This is a genomic window from Flavihumibacter cheonanensis (assembly GCF_022352215.1).
GTDB classification, from domain to species: domain Bacteria; phylum Bacteroidota; class Bacteroidia; order Chitinophagales; family Chitinophagaceae; genus Flavihumibacter; species Flavihumibacter cheonanensis.
Window position 1 is genome coordinate 1,148,237 of the sequence record NZ_JAKRWF010000001.1, and the last position, 12,155, is coordinate 1,160,391.

Annotated in this window: 11 protein-coding genes; 8 read left to right on the plus strand and 3 right to left on the minus strand. The window is 42.3% G+C overall.

The genetic code is table 11. From position 1 onward, the window contains the following. The first annotated feature begins 47 nt into the window (after positions 1–47). The 4 genes from MD536_RS05005 to MD536_RS05020 are packed head-to-tail and all read left to right on the plus strand — an operon-like array spanning position 48 to position 4,423. Entirely contained in the window at positions 48–836 is a 789-nt protein-coding gene (locus MD536_RS05005) for a hypothetical protein (protein WP_239596363.1), read from the plus strand. A gap of 6 nt (positions 837–842) precedes the next feature. Further along, a complete protein-coding gene (locus MD536_RS05010; protein WP_239596365.1) occupies positions 843–1,361 on the plus strand; it encodes a hypothetical protein in 519 nt (172 codons plus the stop codon). A gap of 12 nt (positions 1,362–1,373) precedes the next feature. Next, positions 1,374–3,092, plus strand: a complete 1,719-nt coding sequence (locus MD536_RS05015; RefSeq protein ID WP_239596366.1) for an amidohydrolase — start codon at positions 1,374–1,376, stop codon at positions 3,090–3,092. Positions 3,093–3,094: 2 nt separating this feature from the next. Further along, positions 3,095–4,423: a metal-dependent hydrolase family protein gene (locus tag MD536_RS05020; RefSeq protein ID WP_239596368.1), complete on the plus strand. Its 1,329-nt coding sequence runs from the start codon at positions 3,095–3,097 to the stop codon at positions 4,421–4,423. A 13-nt stretch (positions 4,424–4,436) separates the two neighbouring features. Here the strand turns inward: MD536_RS05020 and MD536_RS22035 are convergent, their stop codons facing one another. Both MD536_RS22035 and MD536_RS05030 read right to left on the minus strand, forming a co-directional pair. Then, a complete protein-coding gene (locus MD536_RS22035) occupies positions 4,437–5,045 on the minus strand; it encodes a response regulator transcription factor (protein ID WP_239596370.1) in 609 nt (202 codons plus the stop codon). Continuing rightward, positions 5,042–8,128, minus strand: a complete 3,087-nt coding sequence (locus tag MD536_RS05030; RefSeq protein WP_239596372.1) for a sensor histidine kinase — start codon at positions 8,126–8,128, stop codon at positions 5,042–5,044. The genes MD536_RS22035 and MD536_RS05030 overlap by 4 nt, the downstream gene beginning before the upstream one ends. A gap of 118 nt (positions 8,129–8,246) precedes the next feature. Between MD536_RS05030 and MD536_RS22040 the strand changes: the two genes are divergently transcribed. From MD536_RS22040 to MD536_RS05045, 3 genes are read left to right on the plus strand one after another with little or no spacing between them, the layout of a single operon-like run. Then, entirely contained in the window at positions 8,247–9,164 is a 918-nt protein-coding gene (locus MD536_RS22040; RefSeq protein WP_239596373.1) for a GlxA family transcriptional regulator, read from the plus strand. A gap of 11 nt (positions 9,165–9,175) precedes the next feature. Next, positions 9,176–9,817 (plus strand): DUF1326 domain-containing protein, encoded by a 642-nt coding sequence (locus tag MD536_RS05040; RefSeq protein WP_239596376.1) that lies wholly within the window; start codon positions 9,176–9,178, stop codon positions 9,815–9,817. After that, positions 9,814–11,010 carry an alpha/beta hydrolase-fold protein gene (locus MD536_RS05045; protein WP_239596378.1) on the plus strand — a complete coding sequence of 399 codons (1,197 nt, stop codon included), beginning with the start codon at positions 9,814–9,816 and terminating at the stop codon, positions 11,008–11,010. The genes MD536_RS05040 and MD536_RS05045 overlap by 4 nt, the downstream gene beginning before the upstream one ends. Before the next feature lie 17 nt (positions 11,011–11,027). Here MD536_RS05045 and MD536_RS05050 read toward each other — a convergent pair whose 3' ends face one another. Further along, complete coding sequence (locus MD536_RS05050) at positions 11,028–11,483, minus strand: hypothetical protein (protein WP_239596380.1); 456 nt, start codon at positions 11,481–11,483, stop codon at positions 11,028–11,030. 19 nt (positions 11,484–11,502) lie between these two features. On the opposite strand from MD536_RS05050, the gene MD536_RS05055 reads away from it, so the two are divergent. After that, positions 11,503–12,153 (plus strand): hypothetical protein, encoded by a 651-nt coding sequence (locus MD536_RS05055; protein WP_239596382.1) that lies wholly within the window; start codon positions 11,503–11,505, stop codon positions 12,151–12,153. Positions 12,154–12,155 lie beyond the last annotated feature (2 nt).

Below are 12,155 nucleotides of genomic sequence, written 5' to 3' on the forward strand. Positions count from 1 at the left end.
CACATATTAACTTTATTAATATTTTAATAACCACCAGCTGCTTTTCTATGAAATTCTTGTTTTCGCTACTTGCTTTATTCCTGTTTAGCTCAGCTACTGATGCCCAAGAACAACCCTCCTCCGAGGCAGAAGAACTCGCCAAGAAATTAGCCAACCCGGTTGCCAATCTGATTTCAGTCCCCATTCAAACCAATACCGATTTTGGAGCTGGCACCAACAATGGTTCCCGTATGGTGATTAATGTGCAACCGGTTATTCCCTTCTCCGTTTCTAAAAACCTTAATCTTATCACCCGCTGGATTGTTCCGGTTACTACTCAACACAATTATACCGGGCCCTCTTCCCAACAAACCGGAATTGGTGACGCCGTGATAAGTGGATTTCTGAGTCCCAAAAATAGTAAACTCACCTGGGGCGCCGGTCCGGTTATAGTAGTACCGATGGCTACCAATCAATTTCTGGGATCAAAAAAATGGGCGATTGGTCCAACTTTGGTTGCTCTTTCCCAAAAGAATGGATGGACCTATGGCGGACTTGTCAACCATCTTGTTTCTATCGCAGGAGATAAGAACAGGTCTGCTATCAATGCTACCTTCCTTAACCCTTTCCTGACCTATAACTGGAAAAGCGGGGCCGGTATTGCTGCCAGCTTTGAGTACACCCGCGATTGGGAAAATGATATCAATGCTATTGTGTTTGTTCCCACCGCCAGTGCTGTTACAAAGTTTGGCAGCCAGACTGTGAGCCTTGGTATTGGTCCCCGAATACATCTTAGTCCTGATAACAAACCTGATTTTGGTATACGCGCAGGCATCTCACTCATTTTCCCGAAATAACCGGCTATGCGATCACAACTGATTTATGTACTACTACTCTATAGTTGCTTTGCCAAAGCTCAGCAAAATCGTTTCACTCTTGGCCTGGGTCATACACATGTATCCCAGGGAAAAATTGACAATGATACGAAGTGGCTGGCACTGGCTTCCTGGTCGCTGAACTATGATTACTGGATCAATTCCAAATGGGCCATCGGATTACAAAATGATATCATCCTTGAATCCTTTGTCATTAACAATTCAAAAAATAAGGAAATCGAAAGGAATTATCCCTGGGCCATTGTGCCTGTTGTTCTCTACAAACCCGGTAAGCATTTTTCTTTTCTTGCAGGTATTGGAACAGAAACATCCCACGGACATACAAGTCTTTGGTTAACGCGACTTGGTATTGAATATGGGTATCACCTTCCCAAAAATTGGGAATTAGGAGCAGCCTGTGTTTGGGATAACAAATGGAACAACTACAACAGCTGGGGACTCGCCCTAACTGTCAGCAAAATTTTGTCTCGTAATACATCACATTAACTATCAGTAATCATGAAACTAACCATCTTCATTTTTTCCCTGCTGCTCTTTGCAAGTTGCAGTGAACGGGTAAATAAAGAAGCCTCCAGTACATCTTCCGATGCTATCTATTTTGGTGGCGATATTCTAACCATGGAAGGCGATAGCGCCCAATACGCAGAAGCTGTTTTAATTCGCGATGGCAAAATACTCTTCGTAGGCCCAAAGGAAGAAGCCATCAACACCGCTGGCGAAAACCCCGAACTGATTGACCTAAAAGGACAAACCCTGCTACCCGGATTTATCGATGCGCATGGGCATCTTTGGATGTCGGGTATTCAGGCAATTGCCGCCAACCTGCTGCCAGCCCCGGATGGCAAAGGAAATGATATCGCCAGCTTAATCGAAATCACGAATCAATGGAAAGCAACCAACACCGATGTAATAAATAAAACCGGTTGGATTTTAGGTTTCGGTTACGATGAAGCCCAACTCAAAGAACAACGTCATCCTACAGCTGCTGATCTCGACAAAATTTCCAAAGACACCCCGGTGCTATTTCTGCACCAATCAGGACACCTGGCGGCTGTTAACACAAAAGGACTTGAAATTTCAGGTATAACTGCTGCTACCCAGGACCCCAAAGGCGGGGTTATTCAACGTCTCAAAGGCAGCCAGCAACCCAGTGGTGTGCTGGAAGAAACTGCTTTGTTTGCTCCTGCTATGGATCTCCTGAAAAAAGTAGACGACAAAGGCAATGAGGCACTAATACAAGCCGGACAAAAATCCTATGCCCGCTATGGTTTTACGACTGCCCAGGAAGGTCGCGCTACCAGTGTAGTTTGTGATGCCTACAAACGCATGAGTGAAGCCGGAACATTACTCATGGATGTTTATGCCTATCCCGATATTCAAATGGGACTCGACTATATGAAAACCAATGGCGTGCAATCCGATTATAAAAATCATTTCAGAATAGCTGGAGTGAAATTAAGTCTGGATGGCTCTCCTTCCGGCAAAACGGCTTATTTGACCAAACCATACAAAGTGCCTCCGCCCGGTATGAAAAAAGATTACAGGGGTTACCCGGCTATTCCGGATACAGCTGTAATCAATAACCTCGTGGAAGAAGCATTTAAAAACAATTGGCAAATTATTACCCATTGCAATGGCGATGCTGCTGCTGATGCCTATATCCATGCGGTACGATTAGCTGCTGATAAACACGGAAATGAAAACCGCCGAACTGTGATGATTCATGCACAAACCGTACGGGAAGATCAACTCGACTCAATGAAAATACTAGGCATCATTCCCTCTTTTTTCTCCATGCATACTTATTATTGGGGAGATTGGCATCGCGATGAAACCCTGGGCAAAGAACGCGCCTATCGCATTTCACCAACTGCGTCTGCCCGTAGCCGTAATATGATCTTTACTGAGCACCACGATGCGCCGGTTGCTTTCCCGGATGCGCTCAGAGTATTACATGCTACCGTTAATCGCGTGAGTCGCTCGGGTGATATCATTGGGCCTGATCAACGCGTATCTCCCTATATTGCCTTAAAGTCCATTACTGCCTGGGCTGCTTACCAGGGCTTCGAAGAAAATTTAAAAGGAACCATAACCGCCGGAAAGCTGGCAGATTTTGTTATATTAGATAAGAACCCCCTGAAAATCGATCCCTTAACAATCACTGATATTTCGATCAATGCCACCATTAAGGAGGGTAAAACCATTTACAATAAGTAAATATGAAATTTAAGTTGTTACCGGTGTTGATTGTTTGCATGGCCTTTGCAGGCAGCACCTTCGCACAAAAAAGCATCCTGATTACCAATGTCCAAATCTTCAATGGCCGCGACAATCAAATCAGTCCTGGCAATGTATTGATTACGGGCAATCAAATCACCCGAATTTCAGACAAACCCATTCCTGTAAACAAAAGCACCAATACATCAATCATTGATGGGAAAGGGAAATTTTTAATGCCGGGATTAATTGACGCCCATGCACATACGCTTATGGATGCGATTCCCTTACAAGTCGGACTTACCAGCGATATCGGCTATCTGAATTTGTTTGCAGCAGCTTCAGCCGAAAAACAATTATTGCGCGGGTTTACTTCCGTTCGGGATGTAGGCGGACCTTCCTTTAGTCTGAAACGCGCCATTGATGAAGGACTGGTAAAAGGTCCGCGTATTTATCCAAGTGGAGCAACTGTTTCACAAACAGGAGGACATGGAGATTTTGGCGGCTATACTGATGTGCCCCGGGTACCCGGACAATTATCTTATCTCGAAAGATCCGGACTTACCATTATTGCGGATGGTGCCGACCAGGTATTGATGCGTACCAGGGAATTACTTCGACAAGGAGCTACGCAAATTAAAGTGATGGCAGGTGGTGGAGTAGCATCTAATTATGATCCCCTGGATGTAAATCAATATACAGAAGCTGAAATCAAGGCAGCTGTAAGTGCAGCAACTGCCTGGAATACCTATGTTACCGTACATGCCTATACGCCAACGGCTATGCAGGCTGCCATCCAGGCAGGGGTAAAATGCATTGAACACGGACAACTGGCCGATGAAGCAACTGCAAAATTGATGGCAGAAAAAGGCATCTGGTGGAGTCTCCAGCCATTTCTGGATGATGAAGATGCCATCCCTTTTCCGGAAGGGTCAGATGCACGCAAAAAACAGCTGACCATGGTACAGGGCACCGACAATGCCTATGCGCTGGCCAAAAAATACAACATCAAAACAGCTTTCGGCACCGATTGCCTCTTTGATCCCAAACTTGCTGCCCGCCAGGGTGCGCAACTGGCAAAAATGGTTCGCTGGTACACTCCCTTCGAAGTGTTGCGTATGGCAACTTCCAACAATGCAGAACTATTGGCACTCAGTGGTCCACGCAATCCATATCCGTTAAAATTGGGTGTGATTGAAGAAGGCGCTTATGCGGATTTGATCCTGGTGGATGGAAATCCATTGGAAAACATTCAACTCGTCGCCGATCCGGATAAAAAATTTCTGCTGATTATGAAAGATGGAATCATCTATAAAAACACGCTTAAATGATTTTTATACCGAATTAAAAATTGATTTTATATAAGGTACAAAGATCTACCAATGCCTTATAACTATTGGTAGCTGTTTTTTCATAAATACGTTTCTTGAGTGTAGATACCGAATTCATTTTGATGTTGAGGGTATCAGCAATTTGTTTGGTACCCATCCCATTTAATAAATGATGAAGAATTTGCAACTCCCTTACGGTTAGTTCCTGAAAAGGATTTGTTGCCACAACCGGCATTTCCAAACTGGTAGAGGCACTATTTAGAAAATCTGTCAACACCCTGATCACCGTATCATTATCTGATGCTTTAGACAGAACCCCATAAATATTCAGCGACTGCAATGCCCGGGTGTGAAGGGTCACGGGCTGCATAGAAAATAACATGATTTTTAGCGCCGGATACAATTGATTGATATTGGGTAAAATTTCCAGCGCATTGCCATCCGCAAACAATACATCCAATAGCAGGTGCGTAAACTGCTCTTTTCTCAGTTTACTCATCACACTGGAAAGGGAATCGGCCTCGGCTAATTCTATTTCACCAATATCACCCTGGATCAGCATGCACAATCCCCTTCGGATCATTCCATGATCATCTGCTATTAATAATTTGGGTTCTGTCACACTGAATTATTTTCAATCGTATCTATTGGTAGTATCAATTGCACGGTAGTCCCCAGATTTTTATTGCTAATAATATTCAATCGTCCTTTTACAATTTTCAACAAATCCTTGATTATTTCATACCCTAGTCCGGTTCCTTTTCGGTTGCTTGCATTGGCTGCTGCAATCGTCCGCTCATCTGATAGAATATTGTTGATTTGCTCTTCTATCATGCCCACACCCGTATCCTTTACTTCTATTACAATATTATTTTCCTCCCTACTGCTGCTTACAGAAATCGATCCCTGCTTCGTAAAGTTAATACTGTTCAGCACTAAATTATAAATGATTACCTGTATTAGTTCCATGTATTGATACAACATAAATGGAGCAGGCACTTCATTCAGCAATTGCAGTTTTTTCTGTTTGGCAGAAAATTGTAGGGTCCTGAAAATAGCTTCCACTAACTTATGTAAATCGAATTCCTCCTTCAGCATTTGTATTCCCGGTTGCTGGTAAATGATCCAGTTCAATACCTGGGACGATAACAACTCCAGTTCTTTGGCGGTCTGCGTAATTTCAGCAATCGTTTTTAGTTGTTCTTCCGATGAAATCAGACGTTTGCTTTCAAGCAGGGCCTTCCCTGCATAATTCATGAATTTGAGTGGTGTGATTACATCGTGATTGATTACCGAAATCAACCTTGTTTTGATTTCGTCATTCTTTTCCAGCTGCTCATTTTTTGCCTGCAGGTCTTTTGTTTTGGCAGCTACCAGGGCTGCCAGTTTGGTTTCCCGTAACCGCGACAAACGTAACTGATACACGGCATATAGAGTGATGATCCCTGAAACAGCCAGAACCCCCAGCAACTGGAACCACCATTGCCGGTAAAAGGGTAAATGAACATCGAGCAGGATGTTTCTGTAAGAAAAATTGTTTATACCATACCCATTTAACTTTCGGATTTGCAGGTTATGTTTTCCATAATCCAGGTTGATGAATTCCAACCGGGGTTCACCTGCTACAATAGAAAGCGGATGCCACTCTCCCTGATCCAGTTTGTATTCCATGTACAGGTTTTCTCTTTTACTCCAGGCGTTCACTCCAAGCACAATGTCCAGCTTGCCGGGCCTGGAAGGCAGGTAAAGTATATTTTCAGGAGGATTGGGAACTTCATTACCATCCAGGAGATATTTGTCGACATATATTTCTCCGGCAGGTAAAATTTCTCGAATGCTTAAGGGATCAAACCATAACAAGCCTTCCATGGTTGGAAATGAAAACTGACCATTTTTTAATTGGATTGCACAGGGAGTACATCCTCCATTCAATTCAGTAGCTTCAAGTCCGTCATTGGGGCCAAAATAATGATAATAAACCGGAGGTACTATTGTTCCTTTTTGAATTTTCATGAATTCAAATGATTCTATGATATCCGAAAGCGCTGCCTTGAAGAGTCCATTATTGGTGCTGATCCAGATAAAATCGGCAGCATCTTTTATAAAGCAGTGTGTGTATTTCAGGTACTTCCTGGTATCCATTGGCATGGGAAAGATCAACCCATCCTTTAATACATAATAACCGCCACCATAGGTGCTAATTAATATATATTTGCCCTCTTTGTGCAAATCGCGGATACAGTTGGAAGCAGTATACAAAATCGTATCCAATTTTCTGGAACCTGTTTCATATAAAAGCAGATAATTGCAGGTGGATAACAGCAATTTTCCAGGCTCCAGCTCTATCATATTTCGCGAGGTATGATGACCGGGTATTCCTTCTTCCAGCAGTTTCTCGTTAACTAGTTTTCCATCTTTTACGGTGCCGATACCTGTATGACTCAGAAAATAGTTCCTGCCACCGGATTGGATATAAGCAAAATCGTGCTCCGTATAGGTTGTTTTGAAAAGCAATGTTTCGGAATAATGCTTTTTATCATAATTCAGAATACTATCCTTGCGGGCATAGACCAGTTCTGTTGGATTGATGGAAAATATCCGCTTTGAAAACCCCTTACCCAGGTTGAAGGAATCACGCGTTGGTTGGTCTCCAATGATTTTACCCTTGTCAGTTATAACATTACCATTGGGCAACTCAACCTGGCCATATACTGCGCTACTTTCAAAAGGGGAATTGCTGGATGGTTTTTTAATAGTCAGCCGATCCGGTTGGCTGATATATAACCCCTTCGAATAGGAACCTAAAAACAGGTAACCGCTCCTTTTTTCATACCATGCATAACGGAAATAGGTATCGGCTGGCAGGCCAAATGCAACCTGCTTCAACTGCAAATGAGCCGGATCTTTTTTTTCGAGTATCCAGGCATTACCATCCTGTACCAGCAAAGGAAATTCCATTCCATTTTCCCAGATAAAATTACTGTACGTTTTTAAAGTTAACGGCTTCCCATGTTCATCAATCAGTTCTTGCCGTGTCATTTTTTGCTGTTCGACATCATAGGCAAAAACCTGCGATGCTTTCGTAAAACAATAAAAGTTACTGGCACTCTTAAAAACTCTATTAATTGCAAATCCGGAAACAGGAAGCAACTGTAGCGAAGGATTACTTAGCGAAAAATAATACAGATTTCCATCGGACCAGGTTAAACAAGCCGTATCGTTTATGGCAACAGCAGTATTCGAATAAATTGAAAAACCCTTTTTGGGCCAGGGATTCTGATAACAATGTCGGGCGAGTGTATCAGATACCTCAATGGCAGCATAACGATTGTAATTATTCCGGGCATATCCACTATCTTTCCTTAGGGTGTAAATATCATTTTCCGCAACACTCAGCAGGTTACCCGATTCGGTGGCAACCAGAATTTGTCCCTTGTTATTTTTCTTAACAAACAACAGCCGGTTGGAGCCAAAATCAGGATGGGTAGAAATATCCAATATTTTAAAGGTCAGGCCATTGAACCTAAGCAAACCGGCTTCAGTTCCAATCCATAAAAAACCGGTGGTATCATCCCATTGCAAGCCTTTAATTCCATTGGAAGGCAACCCATTGGATGTTGTATAATGACTAATGGTATACTGCCCGGTTACAGGGAGTTGAAAGCATAAACCAATAAGAAAAAGCAGACTTATACCACGAAACATGTATTAATTTACAAATTTCAATCGGTCTTGCCATCATTGTAAAAATAAGCTTGTCCCTTTAAGACGTTTTATTGTCCACATCAGGAAACTTGCCCTCCTTATCTTTGCCTCACCTTACGTGAAAAAGATCGCTTTCATCATACCACCTGCTGTAGAACTGCTGGACCTGGCGGGACCCATGCAGGTCTTCTCTGAAGCCAGCTTTTATGGTTTCGAAGTACAGTTGGAATTTTATTCCATCCAACCCGATACTGCCAGTTCAGTAGGACTTCCTTTCGGAAAATTGCAACCTTATTCAAAAGCAGCTTTGCAGGCCGGGGATTTTATTATTATTCCAGGGGTGCGATTTGAAAGTCTGAAAGTCCTTATCAGCTGGGAAAAAGCATTTTTCCACTGGCTCCGGGATACCACGCAAAGGGGTATCAATATCTGTTCCATTTGCAATGCTGCATTTTTCCTGGGAGAAGCGGGACTACTAAACAACCGGGAATGTACCACCCACTGGCGAAGAGTGGATGCACTTCAGAAACAATACCCCAAAGCCAGGGTATTAAATGATGTTTTATTTGTAAAAACTGATTCAATCTATACAAGTGCCGGAATCAGCGCTGGCATAGACCTTGCGCTCTCCATACTGGAAGAACTGACCGATCCGCTTTTTGTCAATAAAGTGGCGCGCGGATTGGTGGTCTACTATCGCAGAAGTCATCAACACACACAGCAAAATATTTACCTGGATTACCGAAACCATATCAACCCAAAAGTTCACCAGGTGCAGGATTATTTGGTGGAACAGCTGGCCAGCGAATTATCCCTGGAAAAACTAGCCAACCTGGTGAATACAAGTCCGAGGAACCTGAGCAGAATATTCAAAGAAGCCACTGGTATAACCATTGGCGATTACCTGACCAAAATACGGATTGAAAAGGCTAAAACACTGAAAAATAATCCAGATTATACGATTGAATATATCGCTGCAGCATGTGGCTTTAAATCACCCCGGCAATTACAACGAATTTTAAAATCAACTGATTAAATTTTTCCTGTTTGAAAACGACTACATTACTCTGTACAGCGATGCTATTACTGCTGGCAGGATTTCAGCAAAAAAAGCCAGCACCTAAATGGGCACTCAAAGCCACCTATCATGAAAGCTGCAGTTGCAATGCGCCCTGTCCCTGTCCATTTGGACTACCGATGACCAATTCATTCTGCAAACTGAACAGTTTACTGGATATTCACGAGGGATACTACAATAACATTAAACTGGATAGTGTTCAGGTAATTCTCAGCGGTTCAGCAGGGCAATGGGGAGAATACTATTTTGCTGAAACAACCAGTAAGGAACAACAGGAGGCAGTAGAAACCATTCTCAAAATTGTTCGAATCGCGAGTTTTGATACCGTACTGAATAGCAAACGGACTACCATTAACTATGAGAAAACGGAAGATAAAATCAGTTTTTCAACTTCCCATATCAAAGTTGACATGAGTATGGTGAAAGGCAATAATAACCAACCGGTCATTGTGCAAAACTTAAAGGGAAAACTCTTTGAGAATTATATCCCTCATTTATCTCATACTAATATCCGCTCCTTTTCAGATACCACTAATAATTTTTCCTTTAAGAAGAAAGCAGGATTTACTGCTGTATGGAATTTAACCGATACAAACTTTCAAAATCAATGATTAAGCAAATCAGAACAATCGCGCTCATTTTAGTTGCGCTCGTACTTTCCATTAAAGCGTTTACGCAGCCATCCGATAGTTTAATTGTTATAGGCCAGCGTCATACTATTCATTCCGCCATTTTGAAGGAAAATCGTACCTATTCTGTGTACCTGCCAGAATCCTACCAAAGAAACCCAGGCAAATCCTATGTAGTTGCCTATGTATTGGATGGGGAAAGAATAAAATTCCTGGAAGTTGCCGGAATCGCTCAATCCATGCACTCCGCCATGAACCTCAAATTACAAATCCCTGAACTCATCCTTGTTTCCATAGAAAACATCGATCGTACCCGGGATTTCACACCCACCAACTCCACGAACTACCTGGATCGGGATGATATAGCTGCCTTTAAAACCAGTGGCAAAGCAACTAATTTCATGCAGTTCATAGAAAAGGAATTGATGCCGGAGATTAATAAAAACTATCGTACGGTACCGCAATCTATGATTATTGGCCATTCTGCAGGCGGACTCTTTGGTTTACATTGCCTCCTGGAAAATCCAGACCTGTTCAGCTATTATTTATTGATTGATCCTGCCTGGTTTTGGGACCGTAACTATATAGGAAAAAGAGGGAAGGAAATCCTGGCAAAAAAGAAGGACTTGAAGGCAAGGATCTTTATCGCACTAGCCAACAATCTCCAGGATGATAAAAGGCATTATGAATGGGGGCAGGAATTTTACCAACTACTCAAGGAAAATAAATCGCCGGATTTGTATGCAGACCTCAAATATTTTGATGATGAAAAACACCTGACAGTAACCGTGCCTGCCACTTATTATGGACTTCGTTCCATTTTTCGGCCCTTCGAAATTGATTTAAATGAGGTGACAAAAGACCCCGGTGTATTGGCTAATTATTCAGCCACTATGAAAAAAGAGTTATTCCTCGATACCAAACCTGATGAACGTTTTGTAAACACAATTGGATATGTAGCCCTGCACGACCGGCAGCTTCCGGATATAGCGGTATCTATTTTCGAGATCAATACTAAAAATTATCCGGAATCATTAAACGTGTGGGACAGTCTTGCTGATGCCTACCTGGCAAAAGGATATAAAGACAAAGCCAGAAAATGTTATGAAACAATCCTCAAGCTTTCACCCGGCAACAGCCAGGCAAAAAAGAAGTTGGAGGCATTGAATAAATAGGTTAAAGAACCCTGAAACTAACTGAATGCAACCATGGCACTACTAATTAGTTGAATCAGTGCAACAGGTGCCCAGATCCTTTCGATTTTGCTAGGGGTGATTGAGTTTAAAATAGTTCCTACGAGGGCAAACAGAACAACTCCCCAAATGGCAATCCTGGAATACAATAGGAACTCAGGCAAGATAAATCCAGCTCTGATTACTACTATCATAATCAGCGCCAACAAAACGATAGCATTCAGAATGGCAACCCATCTCATTTTGGGCGGGTATTTTCCCGGGAATTTACCTCCCATAGAAGCTGCCCCCCAGGGAAGACCGATGGCTAAACATAATTGAAAAAGAACAAGAAGCAAGGTCGCAATGGTATATAGTAAAGCTGCCAACAGGATATTTTTGCTGGTGAAATTAAGTAAATCGCTAAATCGGAACTTACCAAAGGATAATTCCTGCAATTTTTTTAAGAGATACATTTGAGGTTAACTAAAACCTATGAGTAAGACAATTTCTTTTCTTCTTGCATTGATGGTGATTACATGTTCCGTATCCGCGCAAAAAACACTTCGGCTCTCGCAATTGCATAAAAAAGGAAAATTGGTTGCGATGAATCGGGTAATCAGTATTGAAACCGATGCACAATCCGATTATATCAAAATTTCGGAAGCAACTGGAGAAGGAATAATCTGGTTGCCAATTGAAAATAGTACAACTGGCTCTTTCACCTTAGAGTTAAGGGGGAAAGATGAGCTGCAGAAAAGTTTTGTTGGCCTGGCATTCAACGGACAAAATGATTCAACGTACGAAGCGGTGTATTGCCGTCCATTCAATTTCCTTGCTTCTGATTCAGTTCGGAAAATTCATGCTATCCAATACATCGCTCATCCGGAATTTACCTGGAAGAGACTGAGAGATGAACGAAATGCCGAATTTGAAAATCCTATCCAATTTCCACCAGAGCCCAATAACTGGTTTAGCATGACCATACATGTTACTGAAAAAGAAGTCATAGCACTGATTAATGGAAATGCGAATCCTGCGTTAAAGGTAAAGCGCCTCCGAACTGCTCAAGCAGGTAAAATCGGCATCTTCCTGGGTTCCGGTAGTGGTGGATCTTTCAGAAAATTGGTTTATTCAACGAATTGAGA